This window comes from Sphingobacterium sp. ML3W (genome assembly GCF_029542085.1).
Classification (GTDB): Bacteria; Bacteroidota; Bacteroidia; order Sphingobacteriales; family Sphingobacteriaceae; genus Sphingobacterium.
The window spans coordinates 3,829,391-3,849,071 of sequence record NZ_CP107036.1 but is presented as its reverse complement, the minus strand read 5'-3'; the positions used below and the strand labels follow the sequence as shown (position 1 = coordinate 3,849,071).

Below are 19,681 nucleotides of genomic sequence, written 5' to 3'. Positions count from 1 at the left end.
TTCGGGTAAGCATGTGGGCATCATTAAACAGGGATAATAAATTATAAAACAATGAAAAAGATTGAGACAAGTACCATGATTAGAGCGACAGTCGCACAAGTATGGCAAGTATTGACAGATTTCAAAACTTATCCAGTGTGGAGTCCAACGATTAAAAGCTTTGAAAAGGACCCCGTATTGGGACAGCGTTGTTCAGTCATGCTAGAACAACCCGATGGTTTTAAAATAAAGATGAGCCCACGTTTTTTGCGTATTGACTCCAACCGTGAGCTGCGTTGGAAAGGTGAGCTAATTATTCCTGGAATCTTTGATGGCGAACATTATTTTATATTGGAGCAAATGGAGGAGGGGCAGGTTCGACTCATTCAAGGTGAGCTGTTTTCGGGTTTATTAATCCCATTCTGCGGAAAGTTATTGTTGACAACGAGGCAGGGGTTTGAACTTTTCAATGCAGCATTGAAACAACGTGTGGAGTTGAATTGTTAACTTTCAACATTGTTATGTGAATTTGGATCTGTTATACACATCGTATTTCGATGGCAAAGAGCTTTTAAGCTTGTTATAAACATTTTTGTGTTGATAACCCTTTAGTTTTGCACATTTAGCGGTATTTTTTAGATTTGCTTATTTATCTTATTCACATTTAGCTGTTGATAAGTGTAGAGTTATACACATTTTGGATCAATGGTTACATATGTATGTTCCACTTATTAACATTTCAGGTGTTAATAAGTGGTTGTTCTTGTGGAAAAGTGAGTGTTAAAATATCGGAAAGTAGATCTTATACACAAAATACCAACAATCTAATCTGATCTTTGTTGGTTTGTTAAGATGTATGTTTGTTGAAATGTTAAATAGTCCTGCGCTATTTGAAGAATACTAAATACTATAAGTATTGTTCCAGATCACCTTTTCCTTCACGAATAACATCAAAGGTTCCCTCTGTAAGGTCTACTACTGTTGAAGCGACATTGTCCCCATAGCCTCCGTCAATAACGGCATCCACGAGATCTTGGTATTTCTCATAGATCAATTCGGGATCCGTAGAGTATTCGATAATTTCGTCTTCATCGTGGATGGAAGTCGTCACAATCGGATTACCTAATTGTTTCACGATTTCCCGAACGATGTTATTGTCTGGCACACGAATACCCACAGTCTTCTTCTTCGAACTTAATAATTTGGGAACTTTGGTGGTAGCGTTGAAGATAAATGTAAAAGGTCCTGGTAATGCCTTCTTAAGGACACGAAAGACGGCGGTGTCGAAAGATTTGGTGTATTGTGAAATATCGGTCAGGTCGTAACAGATAAAAGAGAGGTTGGCTTTATCAGGTTTTAAGCCTCTGATCTCACAGACACGTTCAATTGCCTTTTGTTGTGTGATATCACAGCCTATACCGTAAACGGTATCTGTAGGGTAAATGATTACACCTCCACGTCTAAGGATGTCAACGGCCTGCGCTATGGCTTTTGGATTGGGATTGTCGTTATATATTTTGATGAGCATGTAGTAAATTAAAAAGTCAAAATTAAAAAATAGAGACATTCGTAAGCCAAACGCTTATATTTAGTGTTTAAAATCGAATATCTCAATACTCAAATCTAATATCTCTTAAAGAACAACAGCCAAAATATTTTGTTTTGGCTGTTATTCTTTATATTAAAATTCTGCGTTTTTCGGTGTGCGAGGGAATGGTATTACGTCGCGGATATTTGTCATTCCGGTTGTGAATAAGACCAAGCGTTCAAAGCCTACACCAAATCCTGAATGTGGCACCGAACCAAAGCGGCGTGTATCCAAGAACCATTCCATTTCTTCTGCTGGTATACCTACTTCGGCCATACGCGCTAATAGACGGTCAAGATTTTCCTCACGTTGTGAACCGCCGACCATTTCACCGATACCTGGGAAAAGAATATCCATGGCACGAACAGTATTGCGACCCTGAGCATCAGGCTCATTCTGCTTCATGTAGAAAGATTTGATCTCTCTTGGGTAATCAGTTAGGATAACAGGCCTTTTGAAGTGTTTTTCCACTAAATAGCGTTCATGTTCAGATTGCAGATCAGCTCCCCAGTCATCAATTAGATACTTGAATTGTTTCTTTTGGTTTGGCTTACTACGTTTTAGTATTTCAACAGCGTCAGTATAAGTTACACGTTCGAAATCATTTTCTAAGACAAAGTTCAGTTTTTCAACCAAATTTAATTCAGAACGTTCTGCTGCTGGTTTTGATTTCTCTTCTTCTAACAAACGGCTTTTCAAAAATTCGATTTCCTCAGGACAAGTTTCCAAAGCGTATTTAATCACGTATTTCAGCAAAGCTTCGGCTAAATCCATATTGTCTTCCAATTCATAGAAAGCCATTTCTGGTTCAATCATCCAGAATTCAGCCAAGTGACGCGTTGTATTCGAGTTTTCAGCTCTAAAGGTTGGCCCAAAAGTGTAGATGTTCCCAAAAGCCATTGCACCGAGCTCACCTTCCAATTGACCAGATACAGTAAGATTTGTGGATTTTCCGAAGAAATCTTCCTTGAAATCAATTTCGCCATTTTCTTTACGCGGCGGGTTGTTCAAATCTAAGGTAGTCACCTGAAACATTTCACCGGCACCTTCTGCATCAGAACCTGTGATAATCGGTGTATGCATGTACACAAAATCATTTTCTTGAAAAAATTTATGTACGGCGAAAGCTAAAGCGTTACGTACTTTGAATACCGCATTGAATGTGCCTGTACGAAAACGTAGGTGAGCAATTTCACGTAGAAATTCCAAACTGTGTTTTTTCGGTTGTAAAGGGTATTTTTCAGGATCTGAATCTCCTATAATGCTTACTTCAGTAGCTTTAACTTCTACCTTTTGTCCTTTACCTAGCGATTCTATCAATTGACCTTTTACACGAACTGCAGCTCCGGTAGTGATACGCTTTAGGATATCTTCAGGTGTATTTTCAAAATCGACTACTGCTTGAATATTATTGATTGACGAACCGTCATTAATTGCTATAAATTGATTGTTACGGAAAGTTCTTACCCAACCTTTAACAACGACCTCTTTGCCGAATTCTGTGGCATTCAATAGTTCCTTTATTCTTGTGTGTTCCATCTTAATTTTTGGAGAATGACTTGTAAAAGATGCTTTGTTAAAAAAGCAATACAAAAATAAGCTATTCTATTGGTTTATTGGGTATAAATGTTGATTTAATTCGCTGAATGAAGGATCAATAAGCTTCTAAACCTAGTTTTATCCGACCACTATTTGCGTCAAACTCAGCAAAAAATAGCTGTCTTGGGAGCAAAAAAAAGCGGAACAACTCAGTTGTTCCGCTTTTAAGCTTTATGATGATTGAAGGAATTAACCTTTCAATACTTTAGTTACTAGTTCAGCAGCTTCTTTCAATAAGATTGCAGAATAAACTTGTAAGCCTGATTCATCGATTAATTTTTTCGCTTCTTCGGCATTTGTACCTTGAAGACGTACGATGATAGGAACAGGAATATTACCAATTTCACTGTAAGCATCAATGACACCTTGCGCTACACGGTCACAACGAACGATACCACCGAAGATGTTGATCAAGATTGCTTTTACATTAGGGTCTTTCAAAATGATATTGAAACCAGCTTTTACAGTTTCAGCATTTGCAGTACCACCAACATCTAAAAAGTTTGCAGGTTCACCACCAGCTAATTTGATGATATCCATTGTTGCCATTGCAAGACCAGCACCGTTTACCATACAACCTACGTTACCGTCAAGTTTAACATAGTTAAGGTTTGATTCACCAGCTTCAACTTCCGTTGGATCTTCTTCTGTTACATCGCGCATAGCTGCGTAATCAGGGTGACGGTACAATGCATTCTCGTCAAGATTTACTTTGGCATCAACTGCTAAGATCTTGTCATCAGAAGTTTTTAATACCGGATTGATCTCGAACATAGAAGAGTCAGTAGAATCGTATGCTTTGTAAAGTGCAGCAACGAATTTTACCATTTCTTTGTGTGCAGCACCAGAAAGACCTAGATTAAAAGCAATTTTACGTGCTTGGAATCCTTGTAAGCCTACTTTTGGATCGATTTCTTCTTTGAAAATCAAGTGCGGTGTTTTTTCTGCAACTTCTTCGATGTCCATACCACCTTCTGTAGAGTACATAACAATGTTACGTCCTGTAGCGCGGTCTAATAATACAGACATGTAGAATTCTTTTGTTTCGCTTTCACCTGGATAGTAAACGTCTTGAGCGACCAAAACTTTGTTTACTTTTTTACCTTCAGGTCCAGTTTGAGGCGTTACTAATTGCATACCAATGATGTCAGTTGCTTTTTGTTTGACTTCATCTAAGTTCTTAGCTAACTTGACACCACCACCTTTACCACGGCCACCAGCGTGAATTTGAGCTTTGACAACAACCCAGTCGGAATTGTAGTCTTCTTTCATCTTTTTAGCCGCTTCCACAGCTTGCTCTGGAGTATCTGCTACGATACCTTCCTGTACGCGCACACCAAAGCTCTTTAGTATTTGTTTTCCTTGATATTCGTGAATGTTCATTTGCAAAAATATTTGGCGTAAAAATATGTTTTTTTGAGGGATAAGACAAGGGATAAATTGCTCTTTTATCTATTTTTTGACATTTGTGAAAAATAAAATGGCTGAAATAGAGAAATAACTGCTTATTTATTCAAAGGTGTGATATCGTAAATTTATTTATCTTTGCCCTATGATGTTACAAGCCAAAGGAATTCACAAAGCTTATGGGGCATTGCCCATCTTGAAAGGCGTCGACATAACCGTGGAAAAAGGTGAAATTGTAAGTATTGTCGGAGCCTCGGGGGCAGGTAAAAGTACACTTTTGCATATTATCGGAACATTGGACAAACCTGACCAAGGTTCAATTTTTATTGATGGTGTCGATATCCATAAACTGAGTGCCAAAAAGCTGAGTGCATTTCGTAATGAGCATATTGGTTTCGTTTTTCAGTTTCATCACTTATTGCCTGAATTTACCGCATTGGAAAATGTGTGTATTCCTGCATTTATCCGAGGACAGGGACGAGCCGAAGCCGAAGCGAAAGCGAAAGAACTATTGGAGCTACTTGGGGTTTCACATCGTATTGATCATAAGCCTGCTGAGATGTCTGGAGGTGAACAACAACGTGTGTCTGTGGCTAGGGCTCTGATGAATGATCCTTCAATCATTTTAGCTGACGAACCTTCTGGGAACTTAGATTCCGAAAATGCAGCAGCCTTACATCAGTTGTTTTTTGATCTTAGAAACAAATTCCAACAAACATTTATCATCGTAACCCATAATGAAGAATTGGCCCGTATATCGGATCGAACAATTCATATGCGTGATGGATTGGTTGTATAACCTATTTCATAGGAAAGCCATTGTGCTTATAGATCAGGGTATAAGAAAGATTTATTGGGCGAATCTTTGAGGGCTTAATTGCCGATGAATAACATTTTATTTGATGAAGAAAATATTGATAACTTTCGGAACTAGACCTCTGGCAATGCGTATTGCTAGAAAACTTTCAGATAGTTTTGAAGTTTTGTATGCAAGTTCGGAAGAGATTCCCGAGTTGCTTTTAAAATCTGGGAATTATGCAGTCATTCCAAAGGGTTGGCTACCAACTTTTGCGCATGAGGTGCTAAAACTGAGTTTAGATCAACAGGTTGATTATGTGTTACCTTTAGGTGGTTTCGAACTGGAACCATTGGCCGAAGCCAAAGTTTTATTTGATGAATATCAGATCTCAGTTCTTGTTCCAGATAAGGATATCCTTGAAACATTTTCTATCATTGAGAACCCTCCGGCTGATCTTCCTTATGTTTTGCTTTCAAAGGGCAATAATTTATTGGGCGAGGAGATATACGAAAATACATTGGATGGACTTTTGGTCACTTCGGATTCTGCTGAAGAGTTTGCATTAGTCTGTGTGTCGAAGTAATATGGTCCGATTCTCTATTCGTTATCTGTTGGCATAATCTGTTCAACTTTTTTAATTTAAAGATCTATTAGTGATGATGTTTCCAGAAGAAAAAAAAGTATATGTCTTTGAATTGGATGATGTTCTTTTTCCGAAAAAAGACTACTTACTCCAAGTTTATTATCTCTTTGCCAACTTTATAGAATTCACAGAGACCTTTCCTCCGCAGGGTGATTTGGTCAACTTTATGAAAAACCATTTGGAAAATCAAGGGGAGGAATCCCTATTTGAACATGCACAAGCGACATTTGGATTTGATATGAAGTACAAGGAGCATTTTGAACGATTACATGTAAACGCTGTATTACCACTTAAATTGCATCTTTTTGAACATATTACTGCGTTATTTTCGCAACTGAGTGCGGAAGGTAAGAAAATATGTGTTTTGACAAAGGGGAATCCACTGGAGCAATTGAACAAGGTGAAATTTGTAGACTGGGGTGAGTTTAGCAATCGGATAAAAATTTATTTTCAGGACGAGCTTGCTTTCCGGCAGATAGACCCTGCTCAATTTTTAGTACAGGAATTTGCGGTGGATATCACTGCGATTCAATTTGTGGACTAAGTTTGCATTGATTATCTTTGTATTATCTACTAACAGTGTTTTGACTATAAAATATACAGAATAAACATTGTTGAAAAAAAATTATGATTAGGGATATAAAAGCCCTATTTTTATATAAAGCCCTTGGATTTATGAATAAAGTGAACAAGCCTGCCACGATTAAGGAAATTGCCAAGAAGCTGAAAATCAGTCCTTCCACGGTGTCAAGAGCATTGAATGATCATCCAAGTATTGGATTGGTAACAACAATGCGTGTAAAAAAAATGGCCGAAGAATTGAACTACGAACCCAATCAGACAGCTATTTTTTTTAAACAGCGTAAAACATTTACCATAGCTGTGATTTTACCCAGTCTTTCAGAACCATTTTTTTCGTTTGCAATAAGCGAAATCGAAAATGTTGCTTCGGCACAGCGGTACACTGTTTTAATGGGACAGTCGTTGGATGATCCTGATCGGGAAGAACAGATTCTAAAAACATTTAAAAACCATCGGGTAGATGGTATCTTGATGTCTATCGGGAAGAAGACGACCAATTTGGAGTTTATAGAAAAATTGGAGTCATCTGGAATCCCAGTTGTCTTTTTTGATTGTGTCCCTAGTTTGCCAAATATCAATAAAGTTCAAAGCGATTTATCCACAGGAATGAATGAGGCTGTTGATGCTTTTGTTGCCCGTGGTCATAGAGTCATTGCTTTGGTCAACGGGCCAAAGACTTTGCCTGCAAGTGAGGATAGAAAAGTAGCCTATTTATCTGCAATGAAGCGAAATGGGATGGATATCTTGGAAAAGAATATTATTGAAACGGACCTGAGTACGGAAGGAAATGAAAAAGCAATGGATAGCATATTTGCGATGTCCGAACGACCTTCAGCGATTATTTCTTTCAATGACTTTGTTACGCTGGATTTGATGAAAGCAGCGCGCAACAAAGGACTGGTCTTAAATCAAGATATCTTCTTCATTAGTTATGCTAATTATCCACTTTGGCAGTATATGGAAAATCCTCCAATGGGCCGTATCGAACAGTTTCCAGGTATGCAAGCGCGTAAGGCAGCCGAAATTCTATTCGAAAGAATCGAGAATTCAGATGTAGCGGATCAACAAATTGTTTTTAAGTCGAGATTGGTGATGTAATTTTCACCTAAATGAATATCATAAAAAAGAGGGGAAAATCATTCGATTTTCCCCTCTTTTTTATGATTATATGTAACTATAAGTGGATCACTTCACCGTATGCATCGGCGCATGCTTCCATGATAGCTTCACTCATTGTTGGGTGCGGATGGATTGTTTTGATCATTTCATGTCCTGTTGTTTCCAATTTACGGGCAACAACAACCTCTGCGATCATTTCGGTAACATTCGCACCAATAAGGTGTGCACCTAGGAATTCACCATATTTTGCATCGAAGATAACTTTTACGAAACCGTCTTTTGCTCCAGCTGCAGAAGCTTTTCCTGAAGCAGAGAATGGGAATTTACCTACTTTAACTTCATATCCAGCTTCTTTTGCCGCTTTTTCAGTGTAACCGACAGAAGCAATCTCTGGAGAACAATAAGTACATCCAGGGATGTTGTTATAATCAATAGGTTCTACATGAAGACCTTTGATTTTTTCAACACAAGTAATACCTTCTGCCGAAGCAACGTGTGCTAAAGCTTGACCCTTAACGATATCACCGATAGCGTATACACCTTCAATATTTGTTTTGTAGAAATCGTCTACGACAACACGGCCACGATCAGTTTTTACACCAACCTCTTCCAAGCCTATGTTTTCGATATTAGGAGCAATACCTACTGCAGATAATACAACTTCTGCTTCGATTACTTCAATACCTTTTTCAGTTTTAATAGAAACCTTGCTCAATTCTCCAGATGTGTCAACAGATTGAACTTCTGATTTAGTAAGGATATTAATACCTTGTTTCTTTAAGCTTTTTTCTAGTTGTTTTGAGATTTCTTCGTCTTCAACCGGAACGATCCTATCCATAAACTCAACAATAGTCACTTTTGTTCCAATTGCATTATAGAAATAAGCAAACTCAACACCGATAGCACCAGAACCAACAACAACTAAAGATTTTGGTTGTTTAGGTAATGTCATTGCTTGGCGGTAGCCAACAATCTTTTTGCCATCTTGTGGTAAGTTAGGTAATTCACGTGAACGTGCACCTGTCGCCAAGATGGTGTGTTTTGCTGCATATTCTTTGGTAGAACCGTCTGCACCTTTTACATCGATCTTACCACCTTTTTTAATTTTTGCAGTTCCATTGATGACATCAATTTTATTCTTTTTCATCAAGAACTGAATACCTTTACTCATTCCTTCAGCTACGCCGCGGCTTCTTTTGACGATAGCTTCGAAATCAGCCTCACCACCTTGAACATTGATGCCGTAATCTGCGGCATGGTTTAAATATTCAAATACTTGAGCACTTTTCAATAATGCTTTTGTAGGGATACAGCCCCAGTTTAGACAAATTCCGCCTAATGATTCGCGTTCAATAATCGCTGTTTTGAACCCTAACTGAGCGGCTCTAATGGCAGCAACATACCCGCCTGGACCACTACCGATTACAATGATGTCGTAATTCATATAAATAAATATTCTGTAGTTGAGTGTTATAGCTTCAAATACCAAGGTATCGAACCTTATATTCATTCAAAAGTACGTATTTTTTCTGATGAATATGAACTATTTATTGTAAAATTGGCGGTTTTTGATAAAACAATATCATTGTATAATGGATAATGTCACGTCTTGGTAAAAGGGCAAAAAATAATGGGTTAACTGTATTTAGAGTCTTATTTTTGAAGTTCACAATACACAGTTTATCATTATGTTAAGAATATTTAGACAGATTGCGTTGTGGGAGGCTATTTCCACGATTTGCTTGTTTTTCATTGCAATGCCACTGAAATATTTTGCTGGAATACCAGAGGCCGTTAAGATCGCAGGATCCATTCATGGCTTTTTTGTCGTTATATTCGTTGTGATGCTCATCATGTCTACTGTCGAATATAAGTGGCCTATTTTAAAAGCTGTAAAGTACTTTTTGGCTTCTTTGGTTCCAATCCTGGGATTTTGGGTAGAGTTGGATCTAAAGAAGGAAATCGATGGCAAAAGACAGAAATCCTAATATTGAGATATTCGCATAGAGATCTCAATAGTGTAAGCCCTAGCCTTACAGGCCTAAGCATGCCACATCGTACTTGATAATTTGCGATCGCAAATTTCCAAATAAAGCTTTATAAAAAATACATATTTATACCATAGGGGCAGGGGAGATGTTTAGTCTTCCCGCCCTGTTTTCTCGATCCCCATATAAGCATAGGTTATACTATCTTTTCCATGTGGGGTGGGATTTCCATCCTCGTCCAAATTGACAAACACCAATTTGTCGATGGATAGGATTGTTTTCTTTGAGATTTTATTTCTGACTTCACAACGCATTGTCAAAGAGGTTGTTCCGAAATTGATCGCTTCAATACCTAATTCCAAAATATCTCCCTGCTTCGCGGAATTTACAAAGTTTATTTCAGATATAAACTTTGTAACCACCTTTGGATTCCCTAATTGTACTATGGCGTAAATGACTGCCTCTTCATCTATCCAACGTAAAAGTGTTCCGCCGAACAATGTTCCATTGGGGTTAAGGTCTTCGGGTTTGACCCATTTTCTTGTATAAAAATTCATCTGATATAGGTATTTATGACAAAGGGGAAAAGTTTCCTTTTCCCCTTAAGTTTATTCTGTTTAACGCTTACGCGTGTATTGCTCTATTTGCAGTTGCAGCTAACGCAGCCTCTTTAATAGCTTCAGTATAGGTTGGGTGAGCATGACAGATGCGCGCGATATCTTCTGCGGAAGCACGATATTCCATCGCTACAGTAGCCTCACCGATCATGTCAGCTGCACGTGGACCAATCATATGCACGCCTAATACCTCGTCTGTTGTTGCGTCAGCCAGTACTTTTACGAACCCATCTGTATCACCGGATGCTTTTGCACGGCCAGAAGCTTTGAAAGAGAAAGATCCAGCTTTATATTTCACGCCAGCCTCTTTAAGTTGCTCTTCAGTTTTTCCAACTGAAGCTACTTCGGGCCATGTGTACACTACACCAGGGATCAAGTTGTAGTCGATATGTGGTTTTTGTCCAGCAATATACTCCGCAACATATACTCCTTCGTCTTCCGCTTTGTGCGCCAACATCGCTCCAGTGATAACATCACCAATTGCGAATACGCCCTGAACAGAAGTTTCTAAGTGTGCGTTTACAGGGATTTTCTTGCCTCTTTCTTCTAATGTAATGCCAATGTTCTCTAAGCCTAAACCTTCAGAATAAGCTGTACGTCCAACTGCAACGATACAATAGTCACCATCCAATGTGATTTCTTGTCCCTTTGGATCCTCAGCTGTTACTTTTACAGTTTTACCTTTTGCTGCAGCACCTGTTACTTTATGACCTAAGTAGAACTCCATACCCAATGATTTTTTCAAAACACGTTGTAATTCTTTTCCTAAGCCACCATCCATTGTGCCAATGATAGATTTCGCAAATTCAACTACAGAAACTTTTGAGCCTAAACGAGCATATACTGAGCCTAATTCCAGGCCGATTACACCACCGCCAATGACGATAAGGTGTTTTGGGATCTCTTTTAAATTAAGGGCTTCAGTAGAAGTAATAATTCTCTTTTTGTCAACTGGCAAGAATGGTAACGAAGTCGGTTTTGATCCTGTTGCTATGATGATATTTTTGGCAGTAATCTGTTCTGTAGAACCATCTGCTTTTGTTATTTTAATGGTGTTTTTATCCACAAATGAACCTACACCTTGGAAACTGTCAATCTTGTTTTTCTTAAATAAGAAAGTAATACCGGCAGTATTTTGCGCAATGACATCGTCTTTACGAGCAATCATCTTTGCCATATCTACCTTAAGATCTTTTAAACTGATGCCAAATGCATCAAAATTATGGGCAGCATTGTGGTAATGCTCCGAAGAATCTAAAAGCGCTTTTGAAGGAATACATCCAACGTTAAGACAAGTACCACCAAATGTGCTATATTTTTCAATAACAGCTGTTTTTAATCCTAATTGGGCACAACGGATAGCTCCTACATATCCGCCTGGACCACTTCCGATTACAATTACGTCGTATTGCATTGATTACGTTTTAATTTTTAGTAGTACAAATTTAATGATTATTAATGGGATAGGAAATCAAAACTTGCGATTTGTAATCGAATAGACTTACTTTACATTTTTTTGATAAAAGAAGTGCGGCTTATCCCTTTTAAAATAATCTAAGTTCGATAATTTGTATGGAAGAAAAATATATATAGAGGCGAAGCTTCTAGAAGTAAAGTATACTGATGCATCAATATTGAAAGGGTGTGCTTATGAAGAGCAACGGGATATAGGCAATAATAGATATTGAAAGAATAGATATTGAAAGATTACTTGAGAGGATTTTTTTCTGTCCTAGACAAGAGCAAAGGATAGGTTAACAAAAAGGATATCCAGATTTGAATATCCTTTTTGCTTTTATTTTATTATTCTGCAACGATTTTTCCTTGCATTACACCGTAATGACCAGGGAAACTACAGATGAAAGAATATACTCCTTTTTCAAGTGTAAATGTAATTTTATCTGTTTCACCAGGACCCAATAATTTTGTGTGGGAAACGATAGAGGATAACGCTGATTTTGGAATATACTCGTCAGCAACCGCTGCTGCAGCTTCAGCACCGAAAGTTGGAAGATCTACACCTGGTTTAAGGATGACAACATTATGTCCCATAGATTCTTTTGGCATGGTACCCGCATTTTTGAAGGATAATTCTACTGGCTCGCCAGCTTTAACACGGAATAAATCCTTGTCAAATTTCATCTGATCGTTACCTTCTAAAGATAAGCTGTTAGAAATAGCCACGTTTTCAATTCCAGGTATTGTTTCTGTCGCTTGATTTTCTGTTGAAGTTGTCGATTCTGTACTAGCTGATTTGCCAGACTTCTCACTGTTTCCGCCACAAGATGCAATTGACAAAGCAACTGCAACTGCTGGTATCATAAAAAGTTTTTTCATTATTACGTTTTGTTAATTCTTTAAAATTAATGATTTCATTGGTAAATAGAAACAATCATTTCAATTTTGACAATAAAGCATCAATTGTTTTATATAATTTGATAGGATCAAATGGTTTCCCAACGACTTCGTTTGCACCTGCATCCATAGCTTCTTGTTGTTCGGCCTTTAAAACCGAAGCCGAAATGGATATGATGGGCATATTCGCAATTGTTGGATTAGGATGGCGACGTATTTCTTTAATTGCTTCGAAACCACTCATAAGGGGCATATGTGCGTCCATAAATACCAAATCTATTTTTTTTCTGTTTATTTCCTCTAATGCAAGCTGTCCATTTGTTGCCAGTGTAATTTCGCAGTTCCAACTTTTCAGAATATTCGCTAACATAAAACTGTTTAATTCGTTGTCTTCGGCAATAAGGATCATCGGCGAATTAAATTTCGGTAACTCGGTATAAAGCACTTGTGTTTCTTTTTCTAGGGGTTTATCTTCTATTTTGTCAAAGGCACATTCAAAAGAAAATATGCTTCCTTTACCATATTCGCTTGATGCGAATACTTTTCCATTGAGAAGGGCAGCGATACGTTTTACAATTGCTAAACCCAAACCTGTACCACCAAATTTTTTTGTGATACTGTCTTCCCCTTGCTCAAAAGCAATGAATATTTTTTCCAAAGCTTCTTCGACGATGCCGATGCCTGTGTCTATGACTTGAAACTGCAAACCAATTTGCAAATCACTTTCTGTTAGAAGTTGAATTTTTAAAATGACTGAGCCCGTTGAGGTAAATTTGAAACTATTGGAGATAAAGTTTGTTAGAATCTGTTTTAAACGAAGTGGATCAGTTAAAAAATAACTGTTTATCCGGTCGTCCACATCTATATAAAAATTTAATCCCTTATAATTTGCCTTATCAATAAATAGATTATTCAAATCATCTGTAATATCATGTACCGAAGTGGATTCCATGTTAAGTTTCATCATGCCAGAATCGACCTTGGACAAGTCTAATATATCATTGATAATTGTTAGTAGGTTCTGAGATGCTGAATCGAGTTTATTGATCCAGTTTTCTTGTTCGAGACTAAGCTGTGAGTTTTTTAACATTTGGGTAATCCCCATAATGCCATTGATAGGGGTACGGATTTCATGGCTCATATTAGCTAAGAAAGTTTCCTTTGATTTTCTTGCTAATTCAGCTTCCTCTTTCGCTTTAAGAATCGCTTGCTTCGATTCTTCTAAAGCGATATTTTTCTCTTTAATTTCCTGTTGTATCAAAAGTTGCTGAACAAAGGATTTGACTTTTGCTATGGTAGCTTCTGGGTTAAGAGGTTTATATAGGTAGTCTACAGCTCCACTGTTAAGTCCTTGAATAAGGTACTTATCCTCTTTCGAAATAGCCGTTACCATGATCGGAATAATGTGATTCGTTTTTGGGTTTTTCTTCAAAAAAGTAACAAATTCGAATCCATTGATTTCGGGCATCTGTACATCGACTAAGGCAAGATCTATTTCCTCTTTCCAACAGATTTTTAAGGCTTCGTTGGGATCCGTACTACTAATTATATTTACATATTCGATATCCTCCAGCAGAGCTGTGAGACTGATAATATTTTCAATTTTATCATCGACGATCAATATATTAATCTTCTTCATTATATCAAATCTAAATACAACTTTAGGTTAATTGCATGATGTAATCTTTTATTTCGGCTATTGTTAAGATCTTATCTTGCGCATTTAATTCTATGGCCGCCTTTGGCATAATTGGGACCTCAGCATCCAGTGGATCTTGTACAAAAGTGCTACCACCATATTTTTTAATCATCAACAACCCTTCCGCGCCGTCCTGATTAGCTCCAGAAAATAAAATAGCGGTACAGTTTTCTTTATAGACTTCGGCTGCAGATTCGAAGGTTACATCAATTGATGGTCTTGAATATTGAACGGGTTCAGAGATATCTAAAGAAAAGCTATAATCAGGCTCGATGAGCAAATGATAACCCGCGGGGGCAAAATAGATTGTTCCATCTGCTATAGTTTCTTTATCATCTGCTGTTTTTATTTTCTGCAATAACGCTTTTGATAATGTATCTTCAATGCTCGATGCATATTTAGGGTTTCTGTGCACAATAACGATGACCGGTATTTGAATAGGACGTTCCAAGGCTTTTAGGATGTTTAAAATAACGCTAAACCCGCCTGCAGATCCCGCTAATAAAAGAATTTTCCGTTCCATCTTAATCTAACCTATTTTTTGATAAATGTTGTGCTTTTTATTTACGACCTTAAATTTTGCTGCATTTTTGTAGTTAATCAGAGATTCTTTTGAACCCAGACATAAAAAACCAAGGTGACAGAGTGAATTATAAAATAAATCCAACACCTTTTCCTGGAGGTTTGTGTCAAAATAAATCAACACATTACGGCATGTGATCAACTGAAATTCATTAAATACCCGATCTGAAACCAAACTGTGTTGGGAAAAAAGAACATTCTTCTTGAGGCTATTATTTATCGTGGCGGCATTGTACATCGCGGTATAATACTCGGATAAAGAACTTTTGGGATCCGTTTTAATGAAATTCTCAGAGTAGTCTTTCACCTTTGCTAAAGAATAAATGCCTCTTTTGGCTTTTTCCAATACTTTTGTGTTGATATCCGTTCCATAGATAAACGAACGCTGATAGAGCCCAGCTTCTTTTAGTAGAATTGCCAATGAGTAAACTTCTTCCCCTGTGGAACAACCTGCACTCCACAACTTGATATGAGGATAGGTGGCCAGATAAGGGAATACATCATTTTTTAATGCTTTGTAAAATTCCGGATCTCTAAACATTTCAGTCACATTGACCGTAATTTCCTGTAAAAGATAAGTACTGAAGCCTGGTTGGTTAATTAATTTGGATTTTAATTCGACCAGATCTAGCTTATTGAGCTCCATAATTCTGGTAACACGCCGCTTTAAGGATGACCTTGTATATCCGGAAACATCGTAGCCGTGGAGGTTTTTGATAATGTCAATAATTTCCTCCAACTCTTCAAAAGTGATCATTGCTGCTATTTTATTGCTTAACTCAACCATACACGCATTAAAGATATCAATTTATCCACATCAACTGGTTTGCTAATATAATCGTTTGCTCCTACTGCGATTGTCTTTTCCCGGTCACCTTTCATAGCTTTTGCTGTAACAGCGATAATGGGAAGATTCGAAAACTTCTTGTTCTCCCTTATTTTTTCGATAGCTTCATAGCCGTCCATAACGGGCATCATAATGTCCATTAAAACAAGATCGATATGCTCATTGCGTGCTAAGATATCCAATGCTTCCTGACCATTATTTGCGATCTCTATTTTCATGTCATAGCTTTCGAACGCGGTACTTAAAGCAAATATATTTCGCATATCATCATCTGCCAGCAATACTGTCTTGGAAGCTAAATTGTTCTCCACAAGTACAGATGAACTATTATTAAATGAATGATATTCCGTTTTGCTACTTCGGATTTTATTTAAGAATAAATTGACTTCGTCAATTAATCTATTGTTGGATTTGGCTGATTTTAATACCATGGCCTGACTATGTTGCAAAATTTCTGATGTTTGTTCAGGATTTAACTCCATTGCGGTGTTAATAATAATCGGCAGATCCTTAAATTCACTATTCGACTTGATCTCATTGAGCAGTTCAATACCAGATTTATCAGGTAGATTTAGATCCATAATGATGCAGTCGAAGATTTTTTCCTGAATCAATAGATCGAGCGCCTGTTGTGCATCGAATGCCTGAAATATTTGAATATTTTGTTCTTCAAGAGATTGCTTGATAAAATCACTTTGAATTTCTTGATCCTCTACAAGTAGAATTTTCTTAATAGGATGACTTGTAGAAGCTTTGATCTTCAGGAAAGTTTCGGCGAGAGATTCTTCAGATACAGGTTTGGACATAAACCCGATAGCGCCAGCAGATATTGGTTCATCATGGAGAAATGTTCCTGCGGACATCATGTGTACGGGGATATCCTTTGTAGAAGTCGCTTTTTTAAGATTACGTAGTACCTCCCACCCATCCATTTTTGGCAACATAATATCTAATATGATTGCTGCAGGCATTAAGTTTCGTGCTTTGTTGAGCCCATCCTGTCCATCGTAGCTAATATAGACATCGTAACCATTTTGAACTGCATAATCTTTGAGGATATCCGCAAAGATGAAATCGTCTTCGATAATTAACAGTTTATTGTTTTTTCTACTATTGTCAATTGATTGGTCTTTTCCGATCGTTATATCTTCTAATTGAGGATATGCAATTGTTGTATTTGTTTCAATGACGGGTAATTCGGAGATTTTTCCATCTTGAGCGTCCGCTTCTAATGGCAAACTGAAAATAAACACACTGCCTTCGTCAACTTTACTGTTTAGTGTGATTCTTCCCTTTAATAGACTTGCTATTTCACGGCATATGGACAAGCCAAGTCCTGTACCACCATATTTGCGGCTTGTGGAACCGTCTTCCTGCTTAAAGGCATCGAAGATAAGTTCTTGTTTTTCTGGAGCGATCCCAATACCATTATCTTGGACTGTAAAATATATGGTTCCATCCTCGACATTTATCTTGAGTGATACGGTACCATTTTCACCAGTAAATTTAAAAGCATTGGACAATAAATTTTTTAACACCTGTTGTATGCGATGCTCGTCACCAATAAATTCCTGCGGTGTATCTCCATCAATTTCGACATTGAATTTGATGATCTTTGATTCAGCGGTATCATGAAAAAAGTCTTTAATATAATTGACCAGGTAATTCGTGTTGATATGCTCTTTTTGAACTTCGACTTTTCCAGATTCTATTTTTGCTAAATCCAACAATTCATTGATCAAGTGAAGGAGGTCCGAACCTGCACTATGAATGACGGAGGCATATTTTATCTGATCGTCATTCAAGTTTTCCTTTTTGTTATCCTGCAACAATTTGGCAAGTATAAGAATACTGTTAAGTGGAGTCCTTAATTCGTGACTCATATTTGCCATGAACTCAGACTTATACTTGCTTGATAATTCAACTTCTTCTATTTTCTGAGCGATTGCCTGTCTTGCTTTCTCTAGATCTTCATTTTGAGCAAAGAGTAATTTTGCCTTCTCATCCAATTCATTGTTCGTCTGGATGAGCTCTTCCTGTTGTACCCGTAGCTCTTCTTCGGAAGCTTCTAGTAAATGGGTTTTATGGATTAATTCTTCGTTAGTCGTCCTTAATTCTTCTTGTTGTGCCTCCAGTTCCTCGGTTTGCTGTTGAAGTTCTTCATAGAGATCGGCGAGTTTGCCATGAGTCTGCGCAACTTTAAGAATAATAGCGATGTTACCTTTTACTTTATCCAAGAAATTGAATCGCAACTGTTCCTCTTTTTCATTTACCAGCGGGCAACAGATTTCCATCAGCCCAACACAATGATTTTCATAAGTAAATGGAATAATGTAAATTTCAGTCTCGATCCTTTTGGATAAAGAAGTCTCTAAAACGAGATGAGCGTGATCAATATCCTTGATTTTCACAACAACATGTTTGTTAGCTACTTCGCCTAAAATACCATCATTTTCCTTAATGCTCTTTTTTACCTGCTGTGTGGAAGCAATTCCTATTTTATGGCATAATTGATACTCCTGATAAGTATCATCAAAAACATAAACTGTACCTCCCAATGCTTTCGTCATATCCGTAATAGCATTTAGGCTGATCGCTGCTATTTTTTTATCGCTATAATCACCGCGTAGCTGTTCATCAATATGATTGATCGCATTTAAAATCCAGTTATCATTATTGGTCTGATCTTGCAGGAGTTGAAGACGATTGTTTGATTCTTGTTGACTTTTGACTGTTGACCTTAACACTTTTGAAATCGAGAAAATTTTAGCCAGAATATAGAAAAATCCACTTAAACCGATCGCAATGAAGAGATAAGTAATGTTTTGTGCGAGCTGAAGATCGTTTCTGGAGTTTTCCAGTCGATTTGCTCTTTGATCGAGTAGATCCCTGGATAATATATCAATCTGATTGAAAATTGCTGTTTTTTGTTCGTGAATGTATGGTGCTGAAGTGTCATTGTTAGTTTTGGCATAGGCGATATCTTTATCAAAATCGTAGAAAAGTACAATTTCATTGCGCAAAGTTTCGATCACATGTGGTGAAACCTCATACATTTCGTCCACTTTACTAATAGCTCTCAATAACTCATCTGTTTGTTTTCGTTCGAGTTGGTAAGGAATAAACAGCGCAGGATCTCTTTTGGCGAAATAATGGTGTTTAATGTCATTGACATCATCTATGTTTGATCTAATTTCATTAATTATATTAAATCTATTTTCGGCTATTCGAACAATATTACGTTCATTATCAAGGATGTGATGCAAAGAAATAAAAAAATATAGGGCGGAAATAAAAATAAGCGAAAAAGAAATTATCACTCCTATGGTAATTTGCTTTCTATAATTTTTTTGATCCATGTGAGAATGAGTTTAATGAATTTTTGGTCGCCCAACTATCGTTCATTTTTCTGTAGGTAGTTTTCCTGATATTACCTGGGGAAAAAAAGATATATGTAAAATAACAAAAAAACTTGCTATTCCTAAAATAGTCACAAATACGAATAGATACAATATTGTAAATAATGGAAGAAAAAGTCCTAATAAAACAAAACCCTGATGATGGGCACCAGGGTTTGTTACTAACCAATTATAAACCTAAATTATGAAAAGACTTTTTAAGGGCGACCAAACTAAATTAGTTGCCGTGTTTTTTGCTTTGAAAAACTAAGTTGATTGTTTTTTTAATCTTATGCAACTTTCAACAGAATTACCTGTTTCAATAGCACTGTTAGTGTTTTCATAGCGAGATAACCTTTAATTATCTTCTACAAAGATACGGTAAATAACAGGTTTCATCCAAATGTTTTTTATAATAAGTTGCTAATACAACTATGTTGTGACAAATAAATGATATTTTGGCTTATTTGAATAATTTT

At 37.1% G+C, this 19,681-nt stretch carries 17 protein-coding genes; 6 read left to right on the top strand and 11 right to left on the bottom strand.

Translation table 11 applies throughout. From position 1 onward, the window contains the following. Nucleotides 1-51: 51 nt before the first annotated feature. Complete coding sequence (locus OGI71_RS16340) at nucleotides 52-486, top strand: SRPBCC domain-containing protein (protein ID WP_282250336.1); 435 nt, start codon at nucleotides 52-54, stop codon at nucleotides 484-486. Between the two features lie 400 nt (nucleotides 487-886). Here OGI71_RS16340 and OGI71_RS16335 read toward each other — a convergent pair whose 3' ends face one another. From OGI71_RS16335 to sucC, 3 genes are all read right to left on the bottom strand, one after another. After that, a complete protein-coding gene (locus OGI71_RS16335) occupies nucleotides 887-1,507 on the bottom strand; it encodes an L-threonylcarbamoyladenylate synthase (RefSeq protein ID WP_223583873.1) in 621 nt (206 codons plus the stop codon). Nucleotides 1,508-1,660: 153 nt separating this feature from the next. Further along, nucleotides 1,661-3,106, bottom strand: a complete 1,446-nt coding sequence (asnS, locus tag OGI71_RS16330; RefSeq protein ID WP_282250335.1) for an asparagine--tRNA ligase — start codon at nucleotides 3,104-3,106, stop codon at nucleotides 1,661-1,663. A gap of 249 nt (nucleotides 3,107-3,355) precedes the next feature. After that, entirely contained in the window at nucleotides 3,356-4,549 is a 1,194-nt protein-coding gene (sucC, locus tag OGI71_RS16325) for an ADP-forming succinate--CoA ligase subunit beta (RefSeq protein ID WP_120261531.1), read from the bottom strand. A gap of 172 nt (nucleotides 4,550-4,721) precedes the next feature. Between sucC and OGI71_RS16320 the strand changes: the two genes are divergently transcribed. The 4 genes from OGI71_RS16320 (at nucleotide 4,722) to OGI71_RS16305 (ending at nucleotide 7,695) form a co-directional block, all read left to right on the top strand. Beyond that, on the top strand, nucleotides 4,722-5,372 hold the full coding sequence (locus tag OGI71_RS16320; RefSeq protein ID WP_282256144.1) for an ABC transporter ATP-binding protein: 651 nt from the start codon (nucleotides 4,722-4,724) through the stop codon (nucleotides 5,370-5,372). A 103-nt stretch (nucleotides 5,373-5,475) separates the two neighbouring features. Beyond that, nucleotides 5,476-5,955 carry a hypothetical protein gene (locus OGI71_RS16315; RefSeq protein ID WP_282250334.1) on the top strand — a complete coding sequence of 160 codons (480 nt, stop codon included), beginning with the start codon at nucleotides 5,476-5,478 and terminating at the stop codon, nucleotides 5,953-5,955. A 73-nt stretch (nucleotides 5,956-6,028) separates the two neighbouring features. Then, nucleotides 6,029-6,559 (top strand): HAD family hydrolase, encoded by a 531-nt coding sequence (locus OGI71_RS16310; RefSeq protein WP_282250333.1) that lies wholly within the window; start codon nucleotides 6,029-6,031, stop codon nucleotides 6,557-6,559. Between the two features lie 131 nt (nucleotides 6,560-6,690). Then, complete coding sequence (locus OGI71_RS16305; protein WP_282250332.1) at nucleotides 6,691-7,695, top strand: LacI family DNA-binding transcriptional regulator; 1,005 nt, start codon at nucleotides 6,691-6,693, stop codon at nucleotides 7,693-7,695. A gap of 76 nt (nucleotides 7,696-7,771) precedes the next feature. Here OGI71_RS16305 and lpdA (OGI71_RS16300) read toward each other — a convergent pair whose 3' ends face one another. Further along, nucleotides 7,772-9,160, bottom strand: a complete 1,389-nt coding sequence (gene lpdA / locus OGI71_RS16300; protein ID WP_335996174.1) for a dihydrolipoyl dehydrogenase — start codon at nucleotides 9,158-9,160, stop codon at nucleotides 7,772-7,774. A 244-nt stretch (nucleotides 9,161-9,404) separates the two neighbouring features. Between lpdA (OGI71_RS16300) and OGI71_RS16295 the strand changes: the two genes are divergently transcribed. Next, nucleotides 9,405-9,704 carry a DUF3817 domain-containing protein gene (locus OGI71_RS16295; RefSeq protein ID WP_282250330.1) on the top strand — a complete coding sequence of 100 codons (300 nt, stop codon included), beginning with the start codon at nucleotides 9,405-9,407 and terminating at the stop codon, nucleotides 9,702-9,704. Nucleotides 9,705-9,856: 152 nt separating this feature from the next. Here the strand turns inward: OGI71_RS16295 and OGI71_RS16290 are convergent, their stop codons facing one another. The 7 genes from OGI71_RS16290 to OGI71_RS16260 form a co-directional block, all read right to left on the bottom strand. Next, nucleotides 9,857-10,261 (bottom strand): hotdog domain-containing protein, encoded by a 405-nt coding sequence (locus OGI71_RS16290; protein ID WP_282250329.1) that lies wholly within the window; start codon nucleotides 10,259-10,261, stop codon nucleotides 9,857-9,859. Between the two features lie 67 nt (nucleotides 10,262-10,328). Beyond that, nucleotides 10,329-11,735 carry a dihydrolipoyl dehydrogenase gene (gene lpdA / locus OGI71_RS16285; RefSeq protein ID WP_282250328.1) on the bottom strand — a complete coding sequence of 469 codons (1,407 nt, stop codon included), beginning with the start codon at nucleotides 11,733-11,735 and terminating at the stop codon, nucleotides 10,329-10,331. 389 nt (nucleotides 11,736-12,124) lie between these two features. Next, a complete protein-coding gene (locus tag OGI71_RS16280; protein ID WP_282250327.1) occupies nucleotides 12,125-12,658 on the bottom strand; it encodes a plastocyanin/azurin family copper-binding protein in 534 nt (177 codons plus the stop codon). A 55-nt stretch (nucleotides 12,659-12,713) separates the two neighbouring features. Further along, complete coding sequence (locus OGI71_RS16275) at nucleotides 12,714-14,315, bottom strand: response regulator (protein ID WP_282250325.1); 1,602 nt, start codon at nucleotides 14,313-14,315, stop codon at nucleotides 12,714-12,716. 22 nt (nucleotides 14,316-14,337) lie between these two features. Next, nucleotides 14,338-14,898, bottom strand: coding sequence for a chemotaxis protein CheB (locus tag OGI71_RS16270; protein ID WP_282250323.1), 561 nt, complete (start codon nucleotides 14,896-14,898; stop codon nucleotides 14,338-14,340). A 6-nt stretch (nucleotides 14,899-14,904) separates the two neighbouring features. Then, on the bottom strand, nucleotides 14,905-15,744 hold the full coding sequence (locus OGI71_RS16265; RefSeq protein WP_282250322.1) for a protein-glutamate O-methyltransferase CheR: 840 nt from the start codon (nucleotides 15,742-15,744) through the stop codon (nucleotides 14,905-14,907). Further along, nucleotides 15,732-19,163, bottom strand: coding sequence for a response regulator (locus OGI71_RS16260; protein ID WP_282250320.1), 3,432 nt, complete (start codon nucleotides 19,161-19,163; stop codon nucleotides 15,732-15,734). Before OGI71_RS16260 ends, OGI71_RS16265 begins: the two co-directional genes overlap by 13 nt. Nucleotides 19,164-19,681: the final 518 nt, after the last annotated feature.

Bases quoted from the DNA above. Each gene is read 5' to 3' on its own strand.
- OGI71_RS16340 (WP_282250336.1), top strand. From the start codon at position 52: ATGAAAAAGATTGAGACAAGTACCATGATTAGAGCGACAGTCGCACAA.
- OGI71_RS16335 (WP_223583873.1), bottom strand. From the start codon at position 1,507: ATGCTCATCAAAATATATAACGACAATCCCAATCCAAAAGCCATAGCG.
- asnS (WP_282250335.1), bottom strand. From the start codon at position 3,106: ATGGAACACACAAGAATAAAGGAACTATTGAATGCCACAGAATTCGGC.
- sucC (WP_120261531.1), bottom strand. From the start codon at position 4,549: ATGAACATTCACGAATATCAAGGAAAACAAATACTAAAGAGCTTTGGT.
- OGI71_RS16320 (WP_282256144.1), top strand. From the start codon at position 4,722: ATGTTACAAGCCAAAGGAATTCACAAAGCTTATGGGGCATTGCCCATC.
- OGI71_RS16315 (WP_282250334.1), top strand. From the start codon at position 5,476: ATGAAGAAAATATTGATAACTTTCGGAACTAGACCTCTGGCAATGCGT.
- OGI71_RS16310 (WP_282250333.1), top strand. From the start codon at position 6,029: ATGATGTTTCCAGAAGAAAAAAAAGTATATGTCTTTGAATTGGATGAT.
- OGI71_RS16305 (WP_282250332.1), top strand. From the start codon at position 6,691: ATGAATAAAGTGAACAAGCCTGCCACGATTAAGGAAATTGCCAAGAAG.
- lpdA (WP_335996174.1), bottom strand. From the start codon at position 9,160: ATGAATTACGACATCATTGTAATCGGTAGTGGTCCAGGCGGGTATGTT.
- OGI71_RS16295 (WP_282250330.1), top strand. From the start codon at position 9,405: ATGTTAAGAATATTTAGACAGATTGCGTTGTGGGAGGCTATTTCCACG.
- OGI71_RS16290 (WP_282250329.1), bottom strand. From the start codon at position 10,261: ATGAATTTTTATACAAGAAAATGGGTCAAACCCGAAGACCTTAACCCC.
- lpdA (WP_282250328.1), bottom strand. From the start codon at position 11,735: ATGCAATACGACGTAATTGTAATCGGAAGTGGTCCAGGCGGATATGTA.
- OGI71_RS16280 (WP_282250327.1), bottom strand. From the start codon at position 12,658: ATGAAAAAACTTTTTATGATACCAGCAGTTGCAGTTGCTTTGTCAATT.
- OGI71_RS16275 (WP_282250325.1), bottom strand. From the start codon at position 14,315: ATGAAGAAGATTAATATATTGATCGTCGATGATAAAATTGAAAATATT.
- OGI71_RS16270 (WP_282250323.1), bottom strand. From the start codon at position 14,898: ATGGAACGGAAAATTCTTTTATTAGCGGGATCTGCAGGCGGGTTTAGC.
- OGI71_RS16265 (WP_282250322.1), bottom strand. From the start codon at position 15,744: ATGGTTGAGTTAAGCAATAAAATAGCAGCAATGATCACTTTTGAAGAG.
- OGI71_RS16260 (WP_282250320.1), bottom strand. From the start codon at position 19,163: ATGGATCAAAAAAATTATAGAAAGCAAATTACCATAGGAGTGATAATT.